We start from the raw sequence: 25,363 nt of genomic DNA on the forward strand, positions 1-25,363 counted from the left end.
CACCGCCGTCATGCGGATGGCGCATGGCGGCGGTGTGGAGCAATGCCCGCCCCCCGACGCCGCAGAACCTGGCACCGCGACCCTGCTCGCCTTTTCCGCGCCGATGCTGGTGATCGTCGGCGTAGAACTGGCATGGCGGGTCTATTTGCCCGCGCACCTGTCCGGCACGTTCGGCCTGTCGCTGGCGGCGATCGGCACATTGCTGCTCGCCGCGCGGTTGTTCGACATGGCCGCCGACCCGGTGGTCGCCTGGGCAAGCGACCGCTTCGCCACCCGCTGGGGCCATCGCCGGCCGTGGCTGGTGGCGTCGCTGCCCCCGCTGCTACTGGGAATCGCCGGCCTGTTCTTCGCCGGTCCCTCTGTTGGGATCGCGGCCGTCGTCGTCGCCGGCCTCGCGCTGCATCTCGGCTATACGCTGCTCGCGACGCCGCATGGCGGCTGGGCGCTGGAAATGGCCGGCAGCCCTCGCGGGCGGATGCGGGTGATGACCGCAAGGACATGGGTCGCGCTCGCTGGCGTCGTCATGCTGCTGATCGCGCCGAGCGTGCTGGAACGCGCGCTGGATGCCGACCGGGCGGCGCAGGTCGCGGCGCTGGGCTGGACCATGCTGGTCCTCACCCCGCTCACCATCGTCCTCGCGCTCCGATCCGTCACCGAGCCGCCGCCCGTTCCCTGCACACCCTCGACGCGCCGGACGCCTTGGCGTACCTTTGCCGCGGTGCTCGCGATGCCGACGCTGTGGCCGATCCTGCTGCTCTACCTGCTGGCCGGCCTTGCCGAGGCGGGCAGTGCCGCGATCTTCCTGCTCCTCGTCGATCGCGCGCTCGACCTGCCCGGCTGGGGCAGCAGCCTGTTGCTGGTACAGGCGATCGCCACGCTGGTCGCGCTCCCGCTGTGGGGCCGGATCGGAAAGGCGATCGGCGGCCGGTCGCTGTTGACGCTCTTCTATGGCTGGCAAATGCTGACCCTTCCGGTGGCGCTCGTGCTGCCCGGCGGTTCGATCGTCGCCGCGACGGTGTTCATGCTCGCGCGCGGGGCGATGGGCGGCGTCGACTTCATGGCGCTGCGGGCGATGGTCGCCGACAACGCCGGCACCGCGCGCGAACGCGGCATGCCATCGGGCGCGATCTGCTATTCGGTCAGCAACATGACGCTCCGGCTGGGCATGGGGGTCGGGCCGCTGCTGGTCTTCGCGTCATTGGCGTCGGCCGGCATCACCGATGTCGCCGCACCGATCGACCTGCCGACCGACAGCCAGGCCGCGTTGCGCTTGATATACGTCGCACCGCTGTTCCTGTCGGCGCTGTTCGGCATGATCTTTGCGCTACGACATCGTGGATTCTCCAGCCACACAGTTGGCGAGGGAGGCGTCGAGCGGGAGGAAGGTGATTTGGAGATGTTCGTCACACGCGCTGGCGAAGCCGAGCACATAAATGCCCAGTCGGAGCGAGATGAGCCCGACGAGCGCCGCTAGGAACCGGTTGGCCATGCGGTTGCGCTGGACGCCCACAAGCAGCCCTGCCGTCACCGCGCCGTTGGCGGCCAATATTGTCAGTGTCCAGTTGAGCGTCCCCACCGGTCCAGCGGGCCACCTGTGAGGACCCGGGCCCAGCACCGCAATTCTCGTTGGGATCGACAAACGGGACACCCTGAGCCTTCCCAAAAACCCGCCGCCGGGTGTGTGGCGAGACACCTGATCCAAGAATGAGTGAGCGAGACTAGCGCTACGCTGTATATCCGTTATGCTGGATATATGGAAAAAGATTCGGCTATCGCTGTGTTTGGTGCGCTGGCGCAGGGAACGCGCCTGAATGTGTTCCGTCTGCTAGTTCGCCACGAACCTGCTGGGATGGCGGCCGGCGAAATCGCGCGCCAGCTCGACGTGCCGCAAAACACCATGTCGGCGCACCTCGCCATTCTCGCACGCGCCGGTCTGGTCCGCTCCGAACGCCATAGCCGGTCGATCATCTATCGCGCCGATCTGGACGGCCTGCGCGCGCTGACGCTGTTCCTCGTCAAGGACTGTTGCGCGGGCAACGCGGAGTTGTGCGCGCCGCTCATCGCCGAACTCGCCCCCTGCTGCTGAAAGGACGCCCCGTGGCCGTCGATATCGTCATCTATCACAACCCCGCGTGCGGCACGTCCCGCAACACGCTCGCCATGATCCGCAATGCCGGCATCGAGCCGCATGTGGTGGAGTATCTGAAAACCCCGCCCGCACGCGCACTGCTGGTCGAGCTGATCGACCGCGCCGGCATGACGCCCCGCGAGCTGCTGCGCGAGAAGGGGACGCCCTATGCGGAGCTGAGCCTGGGTGACACGTCGCTGTCCGACGACGCGCTGCTCGATGCGATGATGGCACATCCGATCCTCATCAACCGCCCGCTGGTCGTCTCGCCGCTCGGCGTGAAGCTGTGCCGCCCGTCCGAAGCCGTCCTCGATCTGCTGCCGAGCGGCCAGCTCGCCGCGTTCGCCAAGGAAGACGGCGAACAGGTGGTCGATGCGTCGGGTCAGCGCGTCGTCTGATGCTGCTTGCCGTCCTGATCTTCGTCGCGACGATCGCGCTCGTCATCTGGCAACCCAAAGGCCTCGGCATCGGGTGGAGCGCGATGGGCGGGGCGGTCGTGGCGCTGCTCGCGGGCGTCGTCACCCTGTCCGACGTGCCGGTGGTATGGGGGATCGTCTGGAACGCGACGGCCGCGTTCGTCGCGATCATCGTCATCAGCCTGTTGCTCGATAAAGCCGGGTTCTTCGAGTGGGCGGCGCTGCATGTCGCTCGCTGGGGCGGAGGGCATGGCCGCCGGCTGTTCGTCCTGATCGTGCTGCTCGGCGCAGGCGTGTCAGCGCTGTTCGCCAATGATGGCGCGGCGCTGATCCTGACGCCGATCGTCATCGCCATGCTGCGGGCGCTGGGGTTCAAGGACAAGGCGACGCTGGCGTTCGTCATGGCGGCGGGGTTCATCGCTGACACCGCCAGCCTGCCGCTGGTCGTCTCCAACCTCGTCAACATCGTGTCGGCCGACTTCTTCAAAATCGGGTTCGGCAACTATGCGGCGGTGATGGTGCCGGTCGACCTGATGTCGATCGCCGCCACGCTGGGCGCGCTGCTGCTCTTCTTCCGACGCGACATACCGCAGGAATACGATGTGGCTGCGCTCCGCGCGCCCGATGCCGCGATCCGTGACGCCGCGACCTTCCGCGCCGGATGGATCGTCCTTGCGCTCCTGCTCGCCGGTTTCTTCCTGCTCGAACCGCTCGGCGTGCCGGTCAGCGCCGTCGCCGCTGCCGGCGCGATCCTGCTGCTGGTGATCGCCGGGCAGGGTCATGTGATCGAGACGCGCAAGGTGCTGCGCGGCGCGCCGTGGCAGGTCGTGATCTTCTCGCTCGGCATGTACCTGGTCGTCTATGGCCTGCGGAACGCAGGGTTGACCGACCATCTGGCGGCGCTGCTCGATCGCACCGCGCAAGGCGGGGTGTGGGGTGCGGCGCTGGGAACGGGCGTGATCGCTGCCGTCCTCTCTTCGGTGATGAACAACATGCCGACCGTGCTGGTGGGCGCGCTGTCGATCGACGCCACCCACGCGACCGGGGCTATCAGGGAAGCGATGATCTACGCCAATGTCATCGGCTGCGATCTTGGCCCCAAGCTGACCCCGATCGGCTCGCTCGCGACGCTGCTGTGGCTGCACGTCCTGGGACAGAAGGGCGTCAGGATCGGATGGGGCTATTATTTCCGCGTCGGGGTCACACTGACGGTGCCTGTCCTGCTCATCACGCTGGCGGCGCTCGCGCTGCGGATTGGAATTGCCTGATGCCGCTGCGCGACCTTGCCGATCCCGACCATCTGCCGGCACTCGATCGGCGTTACGCGCTCGATCGCCTGGCCTTCGGGCTGGGCGCTGGTGATCCGCCACCCCGCATCCTCCTGCTCTACGGATCGCTTCGCGAGTGATCCTATTCGCGCTTGTGCGTTGAGGAGGCGGCGCGCCTGCTCCGCTTCTTCGGCTGTGAAACACGCATTTTCGATCCCGCTACGCTGCCGCTCCCGGACCAGCACGCCGGCGACGATCATCCGGCCGTCCACGAACTGCGCGAGCTGTCGATGTGGTCGGAGGGGCAGGTGTGGTGCAGCCCCGAGCGCCACGGCCAGATTACCGGCATCATGAAGCTGCAAATCGACCATCTGCCACTCAACATGGGCGGGATGCGCCCGACGCAGGGCCGCACCCTCGCGGTCATGCAGGTGTCGGCCGGATCGCAGTCTTTCAACAGCGTCAACACGCTGCGCGTGCTTGGCCGCTGGATGCGGATGGTGACGATCCCCAACCAGTCGTCGGTCGCCAAGGCGTTCGCCGAGTTCGATGATGCCGGGCGGATGAAGCCGTCGAGCTATTACGACCGGATCGTGGACATGATGGAAGAGCTGGTGCGCTTCACCGTCCTGCTGCGCCCTCATACTGCACAACTGGTCGATCGCTATTCCGAACGAAAGGAAGCCGGCGTGCCGATCAAAACCGCCACGGACCTATCCAGCATCGCGACCTCGCCGCAATCCTGACGGCTTTCCCGATTGGGAACGGCGAGCGAGACGACCGCGGCATTCCCCATCGGGGTCGCATAGTGGGAAAGCCGCGGTCCACGCTCGCATCGGCAGTCGGACCGGTATGTGTTATCGCAAGGCTATGCACGGTAGCGCCAGATATGTCGTTGAGCTTCGGCCGGAGCCTGAGTTTGCCAACCGCTGGGGGGTGCGCTCTGTCATTGATGGTAGGTGGCTCCCTGTCGTGTACCCCACCGAGAAAGAAGCCAAGGAAGCCCTGAAGGTGATCGGTTGATCCCTATTGGGATCGTAAAGCGGGATCACCATCCGGCATCACTGCCTGCGATCATCGTCATCCGAGGGATGCGTGCGGAGCAATTTCCATATGCCTGCACGACCTCCACGGTGATCGATGCCTGGGCCAACGGCCAGATTGCCCGGACAGTCTCATCGGCACGGCGAATGGTCGCGCGGCCGTTCAGCCGCACCCGACGTTGCCGTTCGAAATCCATGAACAGCATCCCGATGCCCGGATTGACACGCAGATTGCCAAGGCTGTTGTAGAGGCCATTGCCGGGGAAGTCGGGGAACACAACTTCCCGTTCGTTCATGACCTTCAGCGCTGGCAGGGCGGTCCCGTCGGCGCGATATTCCCGCCCCCGAAAGCTGCAATCGCACATACCGTCGGCATCGGCGGTGCCGATGAAGAAGAAGGGCTGCGCCTCGATAAAGCGGGCAAAGGCAGGAGAAAGCACAGGTCGCATCATCCCGGCGAGGCTGCGGGCATCCCATTGATAGCTGCTTGGGAAACTTGCGCGCATCTCCAGCTCGCCGACGTGCCCCAGCCCAGAGGCATCAATGTCAGGGCGTTCAGCGCTCGGCATGGTCGTAATCCTTGATTATGAACGTCCAAACGCATAAACAAACGACCGTTCGTTTTCAATAGAGGGCTTATGACCAAGACCAGCAGGGCCGCGATAGTCGACGCAGCGGTACAGCTCATCCGCGAGCGCGGCTTCGCCGGCATGTCGATGCAGGAACTCGCCGATCGCGTCGGCCTCCTGAAAGGTAGTTTATATAGCCACTTTCCCAGCAAAGCGGCGCTGGTGCCGGAGGTGCTTGCCAAGGTCGAGGCCGAACTGTTGCAACCGGAAGAGGATGGCGACTGGCTGGGCAATTATGAAAGAAACGTTCGTGCGCTTGCCCAGCATCTGATCCAGAACGACAAATGCCTTGGCTTTCAACTCCTCTACGGCCTTGCCGAGAAGGACGGCGAACTGCGTAAGTCGGTCGGCGCATTCTTCAGGAATATCGAGTCCCGCCTCACCGCAAACTTGGCACGTGGGATGGAGCAGGAAACTGCCGAATACCTTGCGCGCGACACTTTGACGTGGATCGAGGGATGCACATTATGGACGGCGCTCGATGGCGACCCGATCCCGATGCGGAGCGCGTTGGAGGCGCTGATTGCCCGCGCCGAAACATATGGGCAGCCGATCGAAGCGCCAACGGTTCGCGACCTACTGGATCGAACGATGGGAGACTGGCGACGCGCCAGCCAAGCGGAACGCCGCCTCGCGGAACGCGTTGTGACCTTGGAAGCCGACTATACCAACATCCAAGCGGCGTTTGCTGGGCATGTGGAAGCCGAGAGCTGCTTTCGATAATTGGTGACCAAAGGCCGTTCTCGACAACGAACGGGTCGCGAGACGGCGCAGGCGTTCTCGAAATCGATCGAAAAAAGAGAACTAAAAGGCATTCTTGAAATCATATCGGCAAGCGTTTTGGGAAAGCTCACGCATCCTTCAACAATGTCGGCGGATAAGATATCAGCATGGGTCGATCACCAAGCGGGGCTTGGTCGGCAGGGCTTGGGACTGCTGCCGGAGCAGATTTTTATTTACGCACCTGACAGGCATGTCGCCGACAGCGGGAACGGGATCGTAGGTGCCCAACGAACCGTGCGCATCTGCTGACTTGGGTCTGAGAGGGCTGTATGCAGGTCCGGTGAGCCCTTCCCCCATCGAAATCCACCGGACACGCCAGCCTTTTGCGGACGACCTCCCGTCGGCGAAACAGGCGCACATAACAGGCCGGGCATAAGCGCTCCGATGGCGAGGCAACTGGATGATCCGCGCGAGCTGTTGATCGATGCAACCATTGCACTGGTTGCCGAGAACGGACTTGCCGCCTTTTCGCTGCGCACGGTAAGCGCGGCGATCGGGCGAAGCACGGGGGTGGTCTTCCATCATTTCGGCGGCAAGGACGGGTTGCTCGCCGCCGCAGCCGAGGTAGCGCTCGGGCGCGATACGGCATTCCACACCGTCATGTTTGAAGACTTCGACGGCATCTGTAGCGATGCGTCGATCACCGCCGATGTCGTGTCACACTATGTCGCGGCGCGCACGGCCAGCGCGGACCCCGTAATCCGCTTCTGGTGGGAACTGACCTTCCATACCGACAGGTGGCCGGGTGCTGGCGCAAGCCGTCTGCGGCACCATGCGATGCAGGTCGATTTCTGGCAGCGAGTGTTAGTACCGCTGGGCGCGCGCACTGATCTTGCCGCGTGCATCACCGATCTCGTGTCGATGGAATCCATCTTTGCGTCGGTCCTGCATCGTGAACCCTCTTACGATCTCCTGATGCGCGAGACGATCCGACAGGTGGTGGGACACCGCGGTCGGACGCCAGACAGTGTCGCGCACCGGCTGTCGTTGTCGGCACCGCCGGCGGCACCGCGCATCTCCATCGGCGAGGGGATGGCAGCGCAACTTGTCGAGAGCGCCGCGCGACAGATATCGTTGTACGGCGTCGGCGCATTAAACCATCGCCGGCTGACGGCGATCGCCGGAGCCTCGTCATCAATGATTGTCTATCATTTCGGCAATACCGAACGCTTTGCCGAACAGGCCATTTGGGCGGCGCTGTTGCAGAAGCTACCATCGACGCTCGATTACGAGGCGGCGGTCGTCGGTGAGCGTCAGGACCCTGCAAAATGGTCCACCGGCTTGCTGCGGATGCTGGGGATCGGCAACGCCGACGCCTTCTATGTCGGCTATGCCCGCATCGTCGGGCAGACCTGCTTGCTCGCGCGAAACAACCCGGCGTTCGTGCCGCTGGTGCGGCATCTGCGGATACTGGAAGGCGCCGGCATCCACCATGCGAGCCGGACGGAATGGCCCGCCTCATTCGAACTGACACGGGCGCAGGCGGCGGCGTTCGCTATCTGGATCAAAGGCTTTGCATTGAGCGAAGCCCCGGTGATCGGCGAGGCGGCTGCCCGCCAGCGCCTGACGGATGTCATCGATATCCTCACGGCAAGCCTGTAGGGTACATCGAACGGGCGTTACGCTGTTTGGATGGATAGAACTGCTGCTGCCCGCCAATGAGCGATCATCAATCGAATCGCCGTCATAAAACTGTTGCGGATCGTCGGTAGTGCCACTGCCAACAACAAAACAACCGTTACGTCCGAGGCTATCAATCGCAACCGCGCGCTGAACGCCCGCGGTTGCGATCGCCAGCTCTCGCGTGCGGTAAAAGGGGCGCTTCGATCATGCAGATACTCTCCTCCCGCCGGTTCCGGCATTCGACCGTCGCGTGCGGTGCGCTGGCCGCGGCGCTTCTGGCCAGTCCGGCTTTCGCCCAGTCGACACCGCCGGCCGCGAGCGCCGACGTCCCGACCGGGGATGATGCGGAGATCGTCGTAACGGCGCAGAAGCGCACGCAGACGCTGCTTCAGGTCCCCTCGGCGGTACTTGCGATCAGCGGCGACCGGTTGCGTGAAACCGGCACCACGAACTTCCTGCAACTGACCCAGCAGACACCCGGCGTCATCGCCTCGAACCAGTTGGTCGGTGGCCGGACCATCCAGACCTTTACCATTCGTGGCATCGGCTATGATGATTTCCGCCCCAATGGCAGTCCCTCGGCCGCCGTGCATTTCGACGGCGTCTATCAGGGATCGTCAGCGCTGATCGGTGGCCAGATGTTCGACGTGGCACGGGTCGAGATCCTGAAGGGGCCGCAGGGAACACTTTATGGCCGCAACACCACCGCCGGCGCGGTCAACGTGATCTCGCAGAAGCCCGGGACCACGTCCGAAGGCTATGCGATGCTTGACTATGCGCGTTTCGGTAGCGTCCGCGCAGAAGGCGCAGTCAACGTACCGGTCAACGATGCCGTCGCGGTTCGCGTTTCGGGCGTCTACGACCGGACCGACGGTTTCCTGACCAATGTCGGGTCAGGCCGGTTCGGCGGCAGCACGCCCAATCCTGCGATCCCGGCCAACGGCAACCCGGCGCGCGACGACCAGGCAGCGGGATCGACCTTCTACGCCGGACGCGCGCTGGTATCGGTGCAAGCCGGTACTGGCACGGCGTTGCTGCTGAACCTGCACGGCTTCGACGAAACGGGCGGTCAGGCGCAAGCCGAGCGGACGCTGGCGACCGGGACCTATGCCGCCAATGCACCCTATACCTTCGACGCCAACGTCGTCCCGCGGCTTTCCAAGCAGAATTACGGCGGGTCGCTGACGCTGACGCAGGATGTGGGCGACACGGTGGAGATGACCGTAGTCGGCGGCTACGAACATTTGAAGCAGCGCTACACCTGGAACGACGGACAGCCGATCCGGCAGTTCGACATTGCCTATCGCGACCGTCTGGAACAGGGATCGGTCGAGGCGCGGTTGCAGAACCGCGTCGGGACCACGTTCGACTGGGTCGTTGGCGGGGCCTATTTCCGCGACGATACCACCCTCGACAGTACGCTTGATAGTTCGGACGTGTTTCGCACCGTGTTCGACGCGGCCTATCGTCAGAAACGCAGCAGTTGGGCAGTGTTCGGCGATGGCACCTATCATCTGAACGATGCGCTCAAACTGGGGATCGGTTTGCGGTACACGCGCGAGAACAGCCGCTTCCTCGGTGCCACCGTGGATGCCAACCCCTATGGAACGTCCGTGGCCGGAGCAGCGCTGCCGGGTATTCCCGTCGCCTTCGACAACCGGTTCGAGGACGGACGCCTGTCGGGCAAAAGCTCGCTCAGCTATTCGCTCAGCCACAATGCCGAGGTCTATGCCTCGTTGGGGCGCGGTTTCAAGGCAGGTGGCTTCGATGGATCGACGATCTTTTCGGCACCCGAGGCCCTGCCGTTCCGGTCCGAGAATGTCTGGGCCTATGAGGGGGGCGTCAAATTCCTGCCTCGCGGCGGGCCGATGCAGATCGAGGCATCTGGCTATTATTACGACTATACCGACCTTCAGGCCAATTCGACCCTGGAGCCTACGCCGGGCGTCTTCACCAACATCCGCACGAATGTAGGCAAGGCCACGGTATATGGCGGTGAATTGTCGATGACGGCGCGTCCGGTGACGGGGCTCGAGCTCCGTCTCGGCGCAGCGTTGCTGCACAGCAAGGTGACGGAAATCCGGTCCGCGAACGCGGCGGAGGCGGCACGCCGCCTGGGAAACCCGCTGCCCAACGCCCCGGCAATGACGCTGAACGGCTCGGTCCGCTACGAGATCCCGCTTGGCGAACGGCTGACGCTGACCCCGCTCGTCACCGGCCGCTTCGTCAGCAAGTATTTCACCGAGCTGGATAACTACCATGCGATCGGCGATTATTTCATCGGCGATGCCCGGATCGAATTGAACGTCGACCGGCGCTGGTCGATCGCGGGCTATGTCCGCAACTTCTCCGACACACTGTACGAAAATGGTGCGGCCGCGGCGTCACGGACCGTGTTCAACGTGTTCCGGGGCGCGCCGCGAACCTACGGCCTGTCACTGGGCGCGCGGTTCTGATGTCGGGCATCGATCGACGCACGGTGCTGGCAGGCGGCATTGCCGGCACCACACTCGCCGCGACCGCGCGCGGTACCACGCCACGGACGACGCCGTTCGCCTATGGCGTGGCGAGCGGCGATCCCGGTGCGGACCGGATGCTTCTGTGGACGCGGGCGCGGCGTACCGGTGGCCGCCCGGTTGACGGTGCGTGGCAGGTCGCGACCGACGCGGCGTTCGGCAGCATCGTCGCACAGGGCGCGTTCCGCGCGACCGACGCGACCGATCACACCGTCAAGGTCGATGTTACCGGGCTGAACCCCGGCACCGATTACTGGTATCGCTTCACCGCCGATGGTGTCGCCTCACCGGTCGGACGGACGCGGACGCTCCCTACCGGATCGCTCGACCGGCTCGATATCGTGCTGGCGTGCTGCGCGATGTACACCCAGGGCGAATTCCACGCCTATCGCGCGATCGCCGAGCGGCCGACGCTCGATCTGGTGCTGTTCGTCGGCGATTACATCTACGAATATGGCACCGGCGGTATTCGCCTCGCCCCCGACATACGTCCGGCCGAACCGTCCGGTGATGCGGTGACGCTCGCCGACTATCGAACCCGCTATGCCCAGTGGCGCCGTGATCCAGCGCTCCAGGCCGCCCATGCGCGGGCGCCGTGGATCTGCATGTGGGATGACCACGAGATCGCCAATGACGACTGGACCGGCGGCGCGCAGCACCATGATCCCGCTCGCCAGGGGCCGTGGGAGGCGCGGAAGGCGGCGGCGGTGCGCGCCTATCTCGAATGGATGCCGATCCGCGATCCGCAAGGGCCGGATCGCCATGCCATCAACCGCGCCTATGCGTTCGGCGACCTGGCGACGCTGGTGCTACCGGAAACCCGACTGGAGGCGCGCGATCGCCCGTTGACGCTGACCGGCGACCTGCACGGCCGCACCCCGTCCGACATCGCTGCATTCCGGCATCTACTGGCCGATCCCGACCGGAGGATGGTTGGGCAAGCGCAGATGGAATGCCTTGGCTTCAGCATCGAAGAAAACGACGCGGCGGGGCGGCCGTGGCTGCTGTTCGGCAGCCCGACAATCATGGCACGTTACGTCTATCCCGATCTGAACGCGATGCTCTCGCCCGACGCACGCGCTGCGCTCGATGCCCGACGTCCGGGCTTTTCCGCAGTGTTCGAGCAGACCGGACTGGGCTTGCCGCTGTTCAACCTTGACTCGTGGGACGGCTATCCCGCCGAACGCGACCGGGTGTACGACCTGTTCGAGCGCGCCAGGGCCGATGTCGTCGTGCTGTCGGGCGACAGTCACATGGCCTGGATCAACGAGCTGCACCGCGGCGACCGGCGGATCGCGGTTGAAGTGTCGGCGTCGACGCTGACCGGCCCGTCAATGGGCCATCTCCTGCATCTCGACGATACCGCGCTCGGAGCGGCCTTTGCCCGTGAGAACGACGACGTCCTGTGGTGCGACCATCTCGCGGTGGGCCTCGTCGCCCTGTCGGTGACGCGCGACGCGATCAAGGCGCAATTCCTGTCAGTCGATGCGCCCCGCGCCAGGAACAGCGGTATGACCGTCGCGAAACGGGTTAGAACGCGGCGAACGGCAGGTCGGCAAAGCGGATGGGAGATGCTTTGACCGAGCAACCTCGATCCCCTTGAAAATGGTTGCCCGATGCTGACCGTCTTTCCCGCTTGAGATGGTGTTTTGGGAAAACCGGTTTGAGCGAGAGTGCTCTACCGCATGGTCTTTTGGTCGTAATCGTCGGAGGCGATTGCTTTCCAGCGTGCGAAAGCCGCATCGCTGAATGCTCGGTTCGAGCACTCCCGACCCACGGCAGATACTTTACTCGGGTCTCTTTTCATCGCGTCAACGACGCCCTGAGCTTCTTCGAGACGTTCCCGCTTTATCTTCGAGAAATACCACGTCTGTAGCACATAAAGTCCCCGCCTAGCGGCCGGAGCGGCTCCGAGCTGATTCGCATTCTTCTCTAAAGTGCGAAGCACGACTGCGCAGTGCAGATCGTCGGAGGCGTTAATCGCCGAAGCACTGGCAGACGTACAGCCCGATAGTATGAGCAGCGTAGCCGCTAAGTGAGCCTTCTTCATGCCTGCTCCGATCGATCTTCCCCTTATGGTAGCCGGCAAACGGTAAATGCTTTGTTGCCCGACAGTCCGCCTGCTTGCGATCGACGTGCTAGCGAGAACGATGGCGGCCTTCCCGATTGGGAACCGATGACAAGAATCCAGCCGAGGGCATCCCTCCGACGAACGCCCTCAATTGGAATTTCTCAAAACCAGTTCCCGATTGCTATTTCCCAAAACCACCGGTCAATGACGGGAAAGCGGGAATGCCATCGACCGGTTAGCGGTGAAGGACGAGGCGTCAAAATCTCGCGCGCTTCTTGTCGACTAGGCACGGTGAACCGCTCACCCAAGCCTATTTTGCAACAATCGCGAGCGCCCCCCGCAACGGCGTCGCGCTGAACCTGCCACGCCCGGCCCATGAGCCGGCGCGCATCACCTCCAATGACCCAGGCGACCTCCGCGTCGCCGGTCGGTGATGCGCGCATTAACGATCCGGGGCTTGTCAGCGCGGCCTTCGACGATTCATGGTCGACCCTCGAACAGGAGGTCGCGCTGATCGACCGGCTGTTCGGCGGCGAGATCGCCGCGCTGTTCGAAAGGCCTGGTCATGGGAAACGACACGTTCGCGGGTAAGCGCGTCTTCGTCTACGCGCGAGTATCGACCACGCGGCAGGAAAAGAACGACCTGTCGCTGCCGGACCAGATCGCCACCGCCGAACGCTGGGTCGAGGATCATGGCGCCCAGGCCGTCCGCGTCTTCTCGGAGGCGGGCAGCGCCACCGATGACCATCGGCGCGCCTTCCGTGAGATGATCGCGCTCGCCGAGTCGGATGAGCGCCCGGTTGACATCATCCTCGCGCATTCGCTGTCGCGGCTATTCCGCAACGCGCTCGACTTCATGCAGTATCGTGAGCGACTGCGCCGCAAGAAGATCCGCATCATCTCGGTGACGCAGAATTTCGGCGACGATCCGACGTCCGACATGGCCGTGTCGATGCTCGCCATCTTCGACGAATATCATTCGGCCGAGAACGCCAAGCATGTTCGCCGCACCATGGTCGCCAATGCCGTCAACGGCTTCTGGAACGGGCAGACGCCGCCGATCGGCTTTCGCACCTGCACCGTGCCACAGGCGCGCGGCAAGGACCGTAAGAAGCTGGAACACGATCCCGAGACGGTCGACATGGTCCGCCACATCTTCAAAACCTATCGCGAAGGCACACCCAACGGCCCCATCGGTGTCACGGGCCTTGCCCATCACCTGAACGAACGCGGCTACCGCATCCGGGGCAAGCGGTTCAGCATCGGCACGCTGCACAACATCCTGACCAACACCGCCTATATCGGCTATGTCATCTTCAACCGCCGGGATTCGCGCACGGGCGAGACGCGGCCGGAAAGCGAGTGGGTGCCGATCCCGGTCCCGCCGATTATCGATGAAGAGACGTTCTACGCGGTCCGCCAGCAGATGGCCGATCGTGACCCACGGATGGGCGAGGCTGCCGCGAAGACCAACACGAACCTGCTGACCAGCCGCGCGGTCTGCGGCTGCGGCGGGGACGGCTGTGGTGCGGGGATGATGACCAGCACCGGCAAGTCCGGTCAGTATCGCTATTACGCCTGTTCGGCGCGGATCAAGCGCGGGCCGGATGCTTGCTCGGGACGCCGCGTTCCGATGGAGCAGCTTGACGATCTGGTCGTCGGCGCGGTGACCCGCCATCTCGTCCAGCCGGAACGGCTGACCGCGCTTCTCCAGACATGGCTGGACCGGTCGGAAACCGCCGTCGCGGAGCGCGCCGCTGAATTGAAGCGGCTGCGAGGCCGGCTGACCCAGCTTGAGGGCGAGAGCGCCCGCGTGATCAAGCTGGTCCGGCTCGAGGTACTCAGCCCGGACGATCCGCAGGTCGCCAGCGAACTCGGCAACATCCGCGCGCAGAAGGCCAGCACCCAGGCGGACATCGCCGTGCTCGAACGGCAGCTTGATGCTGGCGATCGGCGAATCACGCCTGCGATCATCGCCAAATTCGGCGATCTGCTCCGCCGGAAGCTCCACGAGCCAGACGGCAGGACGCGCAAGGAATACATTCACCTTCTCGTCGATCGTGTCGAGGTCGGCGACCGCGAGGTTCGGATAACGGGCCGCAACGCGATGCTGGAACGCGCGATCATGGCTTCCCAGACGCCGGGTGCCGCAGTGCCCAAAGCTGAACAGAAATGGCGCGCCCGGAGGGATTCGAACCCCCGACCGAGGAGGTAGAAGCTCCTTGCTCTATCCAACTGAGCTACGGACGCGCGGATGGCGGGGTTCCTAGCGTGGTTTGCTTGGGTTGGGAATGGCGATAAATACCGATCCGAACGGCGCGAAGGGGCAGGGGTATGAACGTGGAACGGGTGGTCGCGGACCGCGACATGGAACGGGGCGCGTTCCGGTGGTTCGACTTCGTCATGGCGGCGTTCGTCACCATCCTGCTGCTCTCCAACGTCATCGGCGCGGGGAAGGTGGCGGTCATCCATCTGCCGCTCATTGGCGAATGGCCGTTCGGGGCGGGTATCCTGTTCTTTCCGCTTAGCTATGTGATCGGCGACGTGCTGACCGAAGTCTATGGTTATGCGCGAGCCCGGCGGGTGATCTGGGCGGGGACGGCCGCCGTGCTGTTCATGGCGTTCATGAGCTATGTCGTCGTCGCGCTGCCCCCGGCACCGACCTGGACCAACCAGGCGGCCTATGAGGTGATCTTCGGCCAGGTGCCGCGCATCGTGCTGGCCAGCGTCTGCGCCTTCTGGGCGGGGGAGTTCGCCAATGCCTATGTCATGGCGCGGATGAAGGTGTGGACGGGCGGGCGGCACCTCTGGTCGCGGACCATCGGCTCGACGCTGGTGGGGCAGGGGGTGGACAGCCTGATCTTCTATCCGCTGGCCTTCCTTTATGCGGAGGGGTGGACCACGCATCTGGTGGTCGTCGTGCTGTTCACCCAATGGGCGCTGAAGGTCGGTTGGGAGGTGATCCTGACCCCGGTGACCTATCTGATCGTCGGCTGGCTGAAGCGGGCCGAGGGGGTGGATGTGTTTGATGAGGGGACGGACTTTACGCCGTTCCGGGCGCGCGTTTGAGCATGGATTTGGTTCGCGCGAAGCCGCGATGACGCGAAGGTTTTTTATAAGAGATTTGTTCGCGCGGAGGCGCGCAGGACGCAGAGAGGGCGGACGCAGCGGCAGCTTCATGCTTCTGTCAAAAACCTGAGTGGGGCAGGAAGACGTCGCCAAGTACGAGACACCTCCGCGTCCTCCGCGCCTCCGCGCGAACCAATCTTCTTCTTCGCGTCATCGCGGCTTCGCGTGAACTCCAATGAAAAGGGGAAGCGAGCCACCCCACTTCCCCTTTCAAATGTCATCCCGTGGCCTTCGACTTCGCTCAGGCTGAACGGAGGTAAAGGTTACGCTCCCACCATCTCCAGCAGGCCCTCGAACAGGCGTCGGCCATGGTCGCCGCCGTGCGCGGCTTCGATGCGGCGCTCGGGGTGGGGCATCATGCCCAGCACGTTGCGACGCTCGTTCAGCACGCCCGCGATGCCCCTGGCCGAGCCGTTCACGTCCTCGGCATAGCGGAACGCCACGCGGCCTTCGCCTTCCAGCCGGTCCAGCGTTTCGGCATCGGCGAAGTAATTGCCGTCATGATGCGCGACGGGAATGCGGATCGTCTCGCCCTCGGCATAGAGGCGCGTGAAGGCGCTGTCGGTGTTGGCCACCTCCAGGCCCACGTCGCGGCACACGAAGTTGAGCGAGCGGTTGCGCATCAGCGCGCCGGGCAGCAGCCCGGTCTCCGCCAGTACCTGGAAGCCGTTGCACACGCCAAACACCGGCGTGCCGCCATTGGCCGCATCCACCACCGCGCGCATGATCGGCGAGCGGGCCGCGATCGCGCCGCAGCGCAGGTAATCGCCGTAAGAAAAGCCGCCCGGCACGCCGATCAGCCCCAGCCCCTCAGGCAGTTCGCTGTCGCCGTGCCAGACCATGGCCGGCTTGACGCCCGTCACCGCCTCCAGCGCGACGGCGAGGTCGCGGTCGCAGTTCGAGCCCGGAAAGACGATGACTGCGGTCTTCATCAGGCGCGCTCCACCCGGTAATTCTCGATCACGGTGTTGGCGAGCAACTGGCGGCACATCTCGTCGATCTGCGCGTCGGTCGTCTCGTCGGCGACCTCCATCTCGATCAGCTTGCCTGCGCGCACGTCGTCGACGCCCGCAAAGCCCAGGCTGCCCAGCGCGTGCTGGATCGCCTTGCCCTGCGGATCGAGCACGCCGGGCTTCAGGGTGACGAAAATCTTCAGCTTCATTACTTGCCCCGGTTCTTGCGGTGTTCTTCCAGGTCGAGGACGGCGGTGTCGCCCCCCTCGGGCAGCAGGCCCAGACGGCGCGCCACTTCCTGATAGGCTTCCACTTCGCCGCCCAAGTCGCGACGAAAGCGATCCTTGTCCAGCTTTTCGTTGGTGGTCATGTCCCACAGGCGGCAGCCATCGGGGCTGATTTCGTCGGCCAGGATGATCCGGCCGAAGTCATTGTCCCAGATACGGCCGAATTCCAGCTTGAAGTCGACCAGGCGGATGCCGATCGCGGCGAACATGCCCGACAGGAAATCGTTCACGCGGATCGCCAGGTCGGCGATGTCGTGCATCTCTTCCTGGCTGGCCCAGCCGAAGCAGGCGATATGCTCGTCGGTGACCATCGGGTCGCCCAGCGCATCGTCCTTGTAATAATATTCGATGATCGTGCGGGGCAGCTTCACGCCCTCTTCGATGCCCAGTCGCTTGGACAGTGAGCCCGCCGCGACGTTGCGCACCACGACCTCGATCGGCACGATCTCGACCTGGCGGATCAACTGCTCGCGCATGTTCAGGCGGCGGATGAAGTGGGTCGGCACGCCGATATGGTCGAGCATGGTGAAGACATGCTCGGAGATGCGGTTGTTCAGCACGCCCTTGCCGTTGATCGTGCCCTTCTTCTGGGCATTGAACGCGGTGGCGTCGTCCTTGAAATACTGGATCAGCGTGCCGGGCTCGGGGCCCTCGTACAGGATCTTGGCCTTGCCTTCGTAGATTTGGCGGCGGCGAGCCATGCGGCGGTCCCCTGAAATGAGTACAGCCCCGGTGCCCCCATGCTGAGGCCCGAGGCGGGATGGCGCGGCCTATAATGGAAGGGACGGGCGGGCGCAATGGAGCAGGTGGGCCGAGATGGGATGACGTGGCTCGTCATTCTTTTTGAAGACGTTGTCATCATGCAAAATACATCATGAATGAAAAATAGAGAATGGATGAAAAGGCAGTAATATAGCGAGTGGCGAGAAACCGGTATTGCAAGTCAAGGGTTGGGGGTGTGCTTGCAAAGGAGGTTGTCATGAACAAGCTGGTGATCGGTGTTGTTGGTGGTGCCATGATGCTGGCGACGGGTGCCGCCGTCGCGCGGCCGCTGCATTTGGCGCGGCAGTCGCAAATCTGGGAGCAGGCGCGTGTGCCGCTTGCCAATGGCATGGAGGGCATCGCGGTGGTCAAGAGAGGCAACACCGAACGCACGGTTGCCTGTCGCGACACGGCGGAGGTGCTGGCAACCTTCCGCCCCGAAGTCGTCGCCTTCCAGCCCGTGCGCGGTTCGCATGGCAAAAAGGCGACCGCCGAGGAGGTCGCCGGGGTCGAGACCTTCACGCCGGTCGCGTTCCGGAACTGCACGGTCGCGGCGGGCGATCACTTCCAGCAGGATGTGGCCCAGGCGCAGGCGAACCCGTCGTAACCCGACCTGCATCGCCGATAGCGAAGCGGGTGCGGCTGCCGTCGCGCCCGCTTTGTGCTATGATCAGATGCCCCGTGGTTGGGGGAGGCCCGACCGTCAGCAGCGTCACGAGAGGACACCGGCGCTGCCGGGGCAGCACGGCCCATCGCTTCGTTCCCTTTTTGATCCGCCCGATTGCCCCGACCCGAACGGCTTGCTAGAAGCTCATGCTCCATGGCGATCGATCTCCGCGACAATCCTCCCGTCGGCATTCTGGACGCACCCTTCGACAGCGCGCTGTCCGAGCGGTATCTCGTCTATGCGCTGTCCACGATCACCGCGCGCTCGCTGCCCGATGTGCGCGACGGGCTGAAGCCCGTGCACCGGCGGCTGCTCTGGGCGATGCGGCTGCTGAAGCTCGATCCGGCGGCGGGCTATAAGAAGTGCGCGCGTGTCGTCGGCGATGTGATCGGTAAATATCACCCGCATGGCGACCAGTCGGTCTATGACGCGATGGTCCGCCTGGCGCAGGATTTCGCACTGCGTTATCCGCTGGTCGACGGGCAGGGCAACTTCGGCAATATCGACGGCGATAACGCCGCCGCGTACCGTTATACCGAGGCGCGGCTGACCCAGGTCGCGATCGACCTGATGGACGGGCTGGACGAGGACGCCGTCGCCTATCGCCCGACCTATAATGGCGAGGAGCAGGAGCCCGAACTCTTCCCTGGCCTGTTCCCCAATCTGCTGGCGAACGGCGCGAGCGGCATCGCGGTCGGCATGGCGACCAGCATCCCGCCGCACAATGCCGCCGAGTTGCTGGAGGCCGCGATCCTGCTGGTGGACCAGCCGGATGCGGACGACGATGCGATCCTGGCGCTGGTCAAGGGGCCGGACTTCCCCACCGGCGGTCTCGTCGTCGATGCGCCCGCCATCCTGCGCGAAAGCTACACCACCGGCCGGGGCGGCTTCCGCGTCCGCGCCCGTTGGGAGATCGAGCGGGAGAAGGGTGGCGGCTGGCAGATCGTCATCAGCGAAATCCCCTACGGCGTCGCCAAGGGCAAGCTGATCGAGCAGATCGCCACGCTCATCAACGACAAGAAGCTGCCGATCCTGGCGGATGTTCGCGACGAATCGGATGCCCAGGTCCGCATCGTGCTGGAGCCGCGCGCGCGCACCGTCGATCCGCAGGTGCTGATGGACGGGTTGTTCCGCTTCTCCGATCTGGAGACGCGGGTCAGCCTGAACCTCAACGTGCTGGACAAGGACCGCACCCCGCGCGTCATGTCCCTGCGGGAAGCGCTGGCCGCCTGGGTCGAGCATCAGTTCGTCGTGCTGCGCCGTCGCTCCGAACATCGCCTGGGCAAGATCGCGGACCGGATCGAACTGCTCGAAGGCTATCTGGTCGCCTATCTCAACCTCGACCGCGTGATCGAGATCATCCGCACCGAGGATGAGCCCAAGGCGGTGATGATCGAGGAATTCCGCCTGACCGACCGTCAGGCCGAGGCGATCCTCAACATGCGCCTCCGGTCGCTCCGCCGCCTCGAAGAATTCGAGATTCGCGGCGAGCGCGACAAGCTGGACAAGGAACGCGAGCAACTGACTCTGCTCCTCGGCTCCGACCAGCGGCAGCGGACGCGGATGAAGAAGGATTTCGCCAAGATCCGCGACCGCTATGGCCTCGAGACGCCGCTGGGCGCACGCCGCACGCTGATCGAGGAAGCCGCGCCGACCCGCGACATCCCCCTGGAGGCGATGATCGAGCGCGAGCCGATCACCGTCATCCTGTCGCAGCGCGGCTGGATCCGCGCGATGAAGGGGCATGTCGATCTCGCCTCCGCCGACACGGCGAAATTCAAGGAGGGCGACGGCCCCGCCTTCGCCTTTCACGCGCAGACCACCGACAAGCTGTTGCTGGCGGCGGCGAACGGACGGTTCTTCACGCTGGCGGCGGACAAGCTGCCCGGCGGACGCGGTTTCGGCGAGCCGGTGCGCGCGATGATCGACCTGGACGGATCGATCGGCATCGTCGGCTTCCTGCCCGCGGCCCGCGCCGCCAAATTGCTGGTTGCGGCATCGGACGGGCGAGGGTTCGTCGTGCCCGCCGCCGACACCATCGCCGAGACGCGGAAAGGAAAGACGGTGCTGACCCCACGCGCCGGAGCGACGTTGAAGGTCGTGCGACCGGTCGGCCCCGAGCATGACTATGTCGCGGCGATCGGCGACAACCGCAAATTGCTGGTCTTTCCATTGACCGAGTTCGTCGAACTGTCGCGCGGCACCGGCGTCCAGTTGCAACGCTATCGGGACGGCGGTCTGTCGGATGCGACGACCTTCACGTTCAAGGACGGCCTCAGTTGGACCATGGGCGGGGAAAGCGGGCGGACCCGCACGGAAACCGATCTGTCGGCCTGGCGAACGGCGCGCGGTGCGGCGGGACGGATGCCGCCGACCGGCTTCCCCCGCGACAATCGGTTCGATTGACGGGACTCGGTCTGCCGCTATTCTAAAGGCTTAGGACGAAGGCCGCGGATCGGGCGAAGCTTATCTCGCTCATTTTTAGGCGGTTTTAACGTTCGCCCGCTATTCGGAGCAGGAGATGGCTTCGATTGCTTATCCGACGCAACGTCCTTCGGCGCGAAGATTCGCGTCGCTGACGTCATGCGCGATCCGGATCATGGCGATTCCGGCGGCGGAAATCCGACTGTCCCAAGGGCGCCTGACCGTCGCCGCCGTCAACGACGCATTCCGTCGCGCCGGGTTGGACGAAGACCGGACCCAGACGATGCTGATGACCGAGCTGGCGCAGCGGATCGAGGCGTTTCTGGCGTCCGACCAGGGCTCGGTCGAATTCCCGCTGCAACTGGGCGACGCGATCGACTGCCGCTATTTCCAGGCGACGTTGACGCGGCCTGCGGAAGGGGAGACTGGCATTTGCGTCCTGATGCTGGTCGATCACACGGCGCAGCATCATACCGAACGCAGCCTTCGTCGCGAGATGACGACCGACAGCCTGACCGGCCTGCCCAATCGGCAGGGGTTTGGCGACCTGATCGAATCGGTGATGGCGACGGGGCAGCGCCATGCGGTGCTGGTCATCGACCTCAACCGGTTCGGGCGGCTGAACGCCTGTATGGGGTCGCTGGTCGGGGACGAGTTGCTCATCACCGTGGCCCGCCGGGTCAAGGGCGCGCTGCGGTCGCGCGACTCGATCGGCCGGATCGGCGGCAACGAATTCGGCATCCTGATGATGATCGACGGCAGCGAGGACGAGGCGCATGTCCTGGCCGAACGGATCGACCGCGCGATGCGCGCGCCGTTCCGGCTGACCGATTATGAGGTCAATGTCGAGGCATCGGTCGGCATCGCCTTCAACGAGGGGCCGGACGGCGATGCGGAGGAGCTTATCCGCCACGCCCAGTTCGCGGTCAAACACGCCAAGTCGGCGGGTCGCACCGAAATCTATCACCCCCAGGCCTTCACCATCGCGCGCGCCCAGTTCGCGATGGAAACCGCGCTTCGCCGGGCGATCGAGCAGGACGGCCTGCATCTGGCCTACCAACCGATCTGCGACCTTTCGACGGGCAAGACCGTCGCGTTCGAGGCGCTGGCGCGCTGGTGCGACGTGGACGGGCAAAATCACTCGCCCAGCGACTTCATTCCCGTCGCCGAGGAGTCTGGTCTCATCGTGCCGCTGGGTCGCTGGGCGGTGCATGAGGGGTTGCGGCAACTGGCCGAGTGGGACCGGGCGGCGGGTGGGAATTGCGGCGTTCGCCTGTCGGTCAATGTCTCGGCGATCCAGTTGCAACGCGACGATATCCCGGCGCTGATCGAATCGGCGCTGGCGGGTGCGGGGATCTCGGGCGACCGGCTGACGCTGGAGTTGACCGAGAGCGCGATCGTCGGCGATCCCGACCGGGTGACCGCGATCATGAAGGCGATGAAGGCGCTGGGCACCACCATCGCGATGGACGATTTCGGCACCGGCTATTCCAGCCTGGCCTATCTTCAGAAGCTGCCCATCGATGTGCTGAAGATCGATCGCAGCTTCATCAACGGCATGCTGGCCGACCGCGACAAGATCGCCATCGTCCGTGCGATCCTGGGCCTGGCGCAGGCGCTGGGCATGCAGACGACCGCCGAGGGGATCGAGGCGATCGAGCTGGGCCATACGCTGGCGGCGCTGGGATGCACCTATGGCCAGGGATATTTCTATGCCCGCCCGCTCGATCCCGACGCCGCCTGGGCGATGATCGCCGATCAGGCCTGAGCCACCGCCGCGTCGGCCAGTTCGCCGACCCGCGCCGCATCGGGAAAGCCTTCCGCGATCCAGCGGCTTTCGACCTGCCGCAACAGCCGCGCCACCTCCGGCCCCTTGCCGATGCCGCGCGCCACCAGTGCCCCGCCGGTCAGCGGCAGGGTGGGCGGGGTCCAGTCGCGGATCGCGTCGACCGGTTCGCCCGCCAGCAGCAGACGATCCACCGCGCCCGCGACGCCGACGCGATAGGCGAGCGCATGGGGGCCTTCGTCGCCCGGCCCGGCGGTCGCGGCGATCAGGCGCTTGCGGTCGAGGTTGGACAGCTTCAACCGCGCGCCCACCGCCTCGGCGGCCTGTGGGGGAAGAAGCGCGGCGAGGCGGCGGATGGCATCGGGTGCGACCCCCGCCGTCCCCTCGCGTTCCACCAGGACGGCAAGCCGCGCGGCGCCTTCGGCATCGATCTCCGGAATGACCGCGCGAAAGATACCGCGTTCGACCATCAGCGCGATCACCGGCACCGCGCGCGCCGCCACCAGCAGTTTGAGCAGTTCCGCCGCGATCCGCTCGCGCGACAGGGCCATGAGGTCGTTGGCGCGCCGGGTACAGGCCTCCAGCCCGGCCTCGTCCACCGCCTGGCCGAAGCGCGCATGGAAGCGGAAGAAGCGCAGGATGCGAAGATGATCCTCGGCGATGCGCTGCAACGGATCGCCGATGAAGCGCACCCGCCCCGCCTTCAGATCGTCCAGCCCGCCGAAATAGTCGAACAGCTCGCCGCTCGCCGGATCGGCATAGAGCGCGTTCATCGTGAAGTCGCGCCGCGCCGCATCCTCTCGCCAGTCGTCGGTGAAGGCGACGACGGCATGGCGGCCATCGGTCGATACGTCGCGGCGCAGCGTCGTGACCTCGACCGGGCCATCAGGCAGGACGGCGGTGACGGTGCCATGCGCGATTCCGGTCGGCACCGGTTTGAAACCGCTGTCGCGCACCCGCTCGATCACCGTTTCCGGCGAAAGCGGCGTGGCCAGATCGATATCTGCCACCGCATGGCCCAGCAACGAGTCGCGCACCGCCCCGCCGACGAAACGCGCTTCCAGCCGCTGCGCCAGCGCGATCAGCTCCGCGCGTTCCGCCCAGGGCGCGGTCGCGGGGTTCAGGCCGCCCATTGCAGCCGCCGCGACAGGTTGACGATCATCGCGGCGGTCGCGCCCCAGATGCGCCGGTCGTTCCATAATATCTCGTAGAAATACCGGGTCCGCCCGCGCCACGGCGCGCTGACCCGGTGGTGATGGGCAGGATCGAGGAGGAAGGCGAGCGGCACCTCGAACAGGTCGGCCACCTCCGCCTCTGCGGGGTGCAGCGTCAGGTCGGGCGGAATGACGCCCAGCACCGGCGTCACCTCGAACCCCGTGACGGTGCGATAGCGGTCGGCCAGCCCGACTACGGTGACGATGCCGGGGCGCAGGCCGATCTCCTCCTCCGCCTCGCGCAGCGCGGTCGCGACCAGATCGGCATCGCCCGGATCGGCGCGCCCGCCGGGAAAGGCGATCTGCCCGGCATGGTTGCGCAACGTGTCGGTCCGCTGGGTCAGGACGACGCCCGGCTCGGCGCGGTCGGTGACGGGCACCAGCACGGCGGCGGCGGTGGGCGTGGCCGTCATTTCGTGCGGTTCGATTCCGTCGCCGGTCAGCAGGTCGGCGGCGGGAATACGCGCCATCGCCTGGGCCAGCCTTTCGGCCAGCGTCATGCGGCGGCCGCGTCCGCCAGGGGAAAGAAGACAGTGTCGCTCCACACCCCCGGCACCTGGTCGTCACCGACCAGCGCGCGTTCGGCCAATTCGTAATAGACGGGCCGCGCGATCAACGCCTCCAGCCCGTCACGGACGAGGAGATAGGGGCGGGGGCCGTCCTCACCCTGGACGAAGCGTATCGGATGCGCGGGACCGGCGGCGACCAGATCGCCAGTATTGAGCTGGAACACCAGCCGACCGTCCCGGCCTTCGCCCTCGGCCTTCATCGTCACCGCCACGAAGGGGGCGTCCTCGACCGCGATGTCCAGCTTTTCGACCGGGGTGACCAGGACGTGGCGGCCATCGGGTTCGCGCCGCAGGATGGTGGAGAACAGCCGGACCATGGCGGGGCGGGTGATCGGGCTGCCCTGGTGAAACCAGGTGCCGTCGCGCGCGATCCGCATCTCGCTGTCGCCGCAATGGCTGGGATTCCATTGGGATACGGGTGGCAGTTTCTGCGCCTCCATCGCCTGGACGATTTCGGCGAGGCTGAGCGAGGACAGGTCGGGGGGCGGTGCCATCGGCATGATCCGCCCGAGTTAGGGACGGACGGGGCTCAGGTAAAGGCCGGTGGCTTGTTCCCGTGCCGGATCGGGGCCCAGCATCCCGGCGACGGCGGGTACATCCGCCCCGCGCGCCAGCAGGCGATGCCGCTCGACCGGCCCCGGCAAGCGCCATCCCCCGGTCCGCTCGGCGGTGAAGCCGAAGAAGCGGCCATAATATTCCGGATCCCCGATCAGCATCAGCGCACGGTCGAGCCCCAGCGAAGCGGCGGCGTCCAGCATATGGTTCAGCAAATGGCGACCGATGCCGTCGCGCTGGCGATCGGGCGCGACCGCGACCGGGCCCACCATGATCAGCGGGTGCACGCCCCCCGCATCGTCGGTCAGCGCGACCGGCCAGCACTGGATCGAACCGATCAGCGCGCCGTCCCCGACCATCGCGAAGCACAAGTCCCGGATCGGCACGACGCTGCCCCGCACCTTATAGGCGGTGCGCGCCTGTCGCCCCGGCGGAAAGGCGCGGTCGAGCAGCGCCTCGACCTCGGCGGGATCGACCGCGTCGAGCGGAACAAGGACGGGCGTGACGGTCAAGGAGCGGCGGTCCGGTGGCGGGAAGGGG

The 25,363-nt window shown here is 65.2% G+C and carries 23 protein-coding genes, 1 tRNA gene and 1 pseudogene; 16 read left to right on the top strand and 9 right to left on the bottom strand.

Annotation, left to right across the window (positions count from 1 at the left end):
* The first annotated feature begins 10 nt into the window (after nucleotides 1-10).
* From QE379_RS05605 to arsH, 5 genes and pseudogenes are all read left to right on the top strand, one after another.
* Nucleotides 11-1,474, top strand: coding sequence for an MFS transporter (locus tag QE379_RS05605; RefSeq protein WP_306998661.1), 1,464 nt, complete (start codon nucleotides 11-13; stop codon nucleotides 1,472-1,474).
* Nucleotides 1,475-1,753: 279 nt separating this feature from the next.
* Nucleotides 1,754-2,086, top strand: coding sequence for a helix-turn-helix transcriptional regulator (locus QE379_RS05610; protein WP_306998663.1), 333 nt, complete (start codon nucleotides 1,754-1,756; stop codon nucleotides 2,084-2,086).
* A gap of 11 nt (nucleotides 2,087-2,097) precedes the next feature.
* Nucleotides 2,098-2,526 (top strand): arsenate reductase (glutaredoxin), encoded by a 429-nt coding sequence (gene arsC, locus QE379_RS05615; protein WP_306998665.1) that lies wholly within the window; start codon nucleotides 2,098-2,100, stop codon nucleotides 2,524-2,526.
* Entirely contained in the window at nucleotides 2,526-3,812 is a 1,287-nt protein-coding gene (locus tag QE379_RS05620) for an arsenic transporter (RefSeq protein ID WP_306998667.1), read from the top strand. The genes arsC and QE379_RS05620 overlap by 1 nt, the downstream gene beginning before the upstream one ends.
* Nucleotides 3,812-4,558: pseudogene (gene arsH / locus QE379_RS05625) on the top strand (arsenical resistance protein ArsH). The gene QE379_RS05620 and the pseudogene arsH overlap by 1 nt, the downstream one beginning before the upstream one ends.
* Nucleotides 4,559-4,860: 302 nt before the next feature.
* Here the strand turns inward: arsH and QE379_RS05630 are convergent.
* Nucleotides 4,861-5,424: a pyridoxamine 5'-phosphate oxidase family protein gene (locus tag QE379_RS05630; RefSeq protein WP_306998669.1), complete on the bottom strand. Its 564-nt coding sequence runs from the start codon at nucleotides 5,422-5,424 to the stop codon at nucleotides 4,861-4,863.
* A 69-nt stretch (nucleotides 5,425-5,493) separates the two neighbouring features.
* Here QE379_RS05630 and QE379_RS05635 point away from each other — a divergent pair, with 69 nt between their 5' ends.
* From QE379_RS05635 to QE379_RS19580, 7 genes are all read left to right on the top strand, one after another.
* A complete protein-coding gene (locus QE379_RS05635; RefSeq protein WP_306998671.1) occupies nucleotides 5,494-6,207 on the top strand; it encodes a TetR/AcrR family transcriptional regulator in 714 nt (237 codons plus the stop codon).
* 3 nt (nucleotides 6,208-6,210) lie between these two features.
* A complete protein-coding gene (locus QE379_RS05640; RefSeq protein ID WP_306998673.1) occupies nucleotides 6,211-6,516 on the top strand; it encodes a hypothetical protein in 306 nt (101 codons plus the stop codon).
* Between the two features lie 135 nt (nucleotides 6,517-6,651).
* Nucleotides 6,652-7,869 (top strand): TetR/AcrR family transcriptional regulator, encoded by a 1,218-nt coding sequence (locus QE379_RS05645; RefSeq protein WP_306998675.1) that lies wholly within the window; start codon nucleotides 6,652-6,654, stop codon nucleotides 7,867-7,869.
* 227 nt (nucleotides 7,870-8,096) lie between these two features.
* The gene (locus tag QE379_RS05650) at nucleotides 8,097-10,346 is read left to right on the top strand and encodes a TonB-dependent receptor (protein WP_306998677.1); all 2,250 of its coding nucleotides are present in this window, start codon (nucleotides 8,097-8,099) and stop codon (nucleotides 10,344-10,346) included.
* Complete coding sequence (locus QE379_RS05655) at nucleotides 10,346-11,986, top strand: alkaline phosphatase (RefSeq protein WP_306998680.1); 1,641 nt, start codon at nucleotides 10,346-10,348, stop codon at nucleotides 11,984-11,986. The genes QE379_RS05650 and QE379_RS05655 overlap by 1 nt, the downstream gene beginning before the upstream one ends.
* Nucleotides 11,987-12,876: 890 nt before the next feature.
* Nucleotides 12,877-13,068 carry a hypothetical protein gene (locus QE379_RS05660; RefSeq protein ID WP_306998682.1) on the top strand — a complete coding sequence of 64 codons (192 nt, stop codon included), beginning with the start codon at nucleotides 12,877-12,879 and terminating at the stop codon, nucleotides 13,066-13,068.
* The gene (locus QE379_RS19580; protein ID WP_373461842.1) at nucleotides 13,043-14,692 is read left to right on the top strand and encodes a recombinase family protein; all 1,650 of its coding nucleotides are present in this window, start codon (nucleotides 13,043-13,045) and stop codon (nucleotides 14,690-14,692) included. Before QE379_RS05660 ends, QE379_RS19580 begins: the two co-directional genes overlap by 26 nt.
* Here QE379_RS19580 and QE379_RS05670 read toward each other — a convergent pair.
* Nucleotides 14,651-14,727 (bottom strand) — tRNA-Arg (locus QE379_RS05670). The genes QE379_RS19580 and QE379_RS05670 overlap by 42 nt on opposite strands.
* A gap of 84 nt (nucleotides 14,728-14,811) precedes the next feature.
* Between QE379_RS05670 and QE379_RS05675 the strand changes: the two genes are divergently transcribed.
* Nucleotides 14,812-15,546, top strand: a complete 735-nt coding sequence (locus tag QE379_RS05675; protein WP_306998686.1) for a queuosine precursor transporter — start codon at nucleotides 14,812-14,814, stop codon at nucleotides 15,544-15,546.
* Between the two features lie 323 nt (nucleotides 15,547-15,869).
* On the opposite strand, the gene purQ is transcribed toward QE379_RS05675, so the two are convergent.
* From purQ to purC, 3 genes are read right to left on the bottom strand one after another with little or no spacing between them, the layout of a single operon-like run.
* Complete coding sequence (gene purQ / locus QE379_RS05680) at nucleotides 15,870-16,538, bottom strand: phosphoribosylformylglycinamidine synthase subunit PurQ (protein WP_306998688.1); 669 nt, start codon at nucleotides 16,536-16,538, stop codon at nucleotides 15,870-15,872.
* A complete protein-coding gene (gene purS, locus QE379_RS05685) occupies nucleotides 16,538-16,768 on the bottom strand; it encodes a phosphoribosylformylglycinamidine synthase subunit PurS (protein ID WP_306998689.1) in 231 nt (76 codons plus the stop codon). Before purS ends, purQ begins: the two co-directional genes overlap by 1 nt.
* Nucleotides 16,768-17,547, bottom strand: a complete 780-nt coding sequence (gene purC, locus QE379_RS05690; protein ID WP_306998691.1) for a phosphoribosylaminoimidazolesuccinocarboxamide synthase — start codon at nucleotides 17,545-17,547, stop codon at nucleotides 16,768-16,770. The genes purS and purC overlap by 1 nt, the downstream gene beginning before the upstream one ends.
* Before the next feature lie 278 nt (nucleotides 17,548-17,825).
* Here purC and QE379_RS05695 point away from each other — a divergent pair, with 278 nt between their 5' ends.
* The 3 genes from QE379_RS05695 to QE379_RS05705 all read left to right on the top strand — a co-directional run bounded on the left by QE379_RS05695 (nucleotide 17,826) and on the right by QE379_RS05705 (nucleotide 22,467).
* Complete coding sequence (locus QE379_RS05695) at nucleotides 17,826-18,215, top strand: hypothetical protein (protein WP_306998693.1); 390 nt, start codon at nucleotides 17,826-17,828, stop codon at nucleotides 18,213-18,215.
* A 213-nt stretch (nucleotides 18,216-18,428) separates the two neighbouring features.
* Nucleotides 18,429-20,681, top strand: coding sequence for a DNA topoisomerase IV subunit A (gene parC / locus QE379_RS05700; RefSeq protein ID WP_306998695.1), 2,253 nt, complete (start codon nucleotides 18,429-18,431; stop codon nucleotides 20,679-20,681).
* Nucleotides 20,682-20,874: 193 nt separating this feature from the next.
* Nucleotides 20,875-22,467 (top strand): bifunctional diguanylate cyclase/phosphodiesterase, encoded by a 1,593-nt coding sequence (locus QE379_RS05705; protein WP_306998697.1) that lies wholly within the window; start codon nucleotides 20,875-20,877, stop codon nucleotides 22,465-22,467.
* Here the strand turns inward: QE379_RS05705 and QE379_RS05710 are convergent.
* The 4 genes from QE379_RS05710 to QE379_RS05725 are packed head-to-tail and all read right to left on the bottom strand — an operon-like array spanning nucleotide 22,458 to nucleotide 25,335.
* Nucleotides 22,458-23,618: a CCA tRNA nucleotidyltransferase gene (locus tag QE379_RS05710; protein ID WP_306998699.1), complete on the bottom strand. Its 1,161-nt coding sequence runs from the start codon at nucleotides 23,616-23,618 to the stop codon at nucleotides 22,458-22,460. The two genes, QE379_RS05705 and QE379_RS05710, sit on opposite strands and share 10 nt — an antisense overlap.
* Nucleotides 23,606-24,199 (bottom strand): CoA pyrophosphatase, encoded by a 594-nt coding sequence (locus tag QE379_RS05715; protein WP_306998701.1) that lies wholly within the window; start codon nucleotides 24,197-24,199, stop codon nucleotides 23,606-23,608. The genes QE379_RS05710 and QE379_RS05715 overlap by 13 nt, the downstream gene beginning before the upstream one ends.
* Nucleotides 24,196-24,768: a DUF1285 domain-containing protein gene (locus QE379_RS05720; protein ID WP_306998703.1), complete on the bottom strand. Its 573-nt coding sequence runs from the start codon at nucleotides 24,766-24,768 to the stop codon at nucleotides 24,196-24,198. Before QE379_RS05720 ends, QE379_RS05715 begins: the two co-directional genes overlap by 4 nt.
* A 12-nt stretch (nucleotides 24,769-24,780) precedes the next feature.
* Entirely contained in the window at nucleotides 24,781-25,335 is a 555-nt protein-coding gene (locus QE379_RS05725) for a GNAT family N-acetyltransferase (RefSeq protein ID WP_306998705.1), read from the bottom strand.
* Between the last annotated feature and the right edge of the window lie 28 nt (nucleotides 25,336-25,363).

Origin of the sequence: Sphingomonas sp. SORGH_AS_0879, from assembly GCF_030819175.1 — a bacterium.
Lineage (GTDB): Bacteria > Pseudomonadota > Alphaproteobacteria > Sphingomonadales > Sphingomonadaceae > Sphingomonas.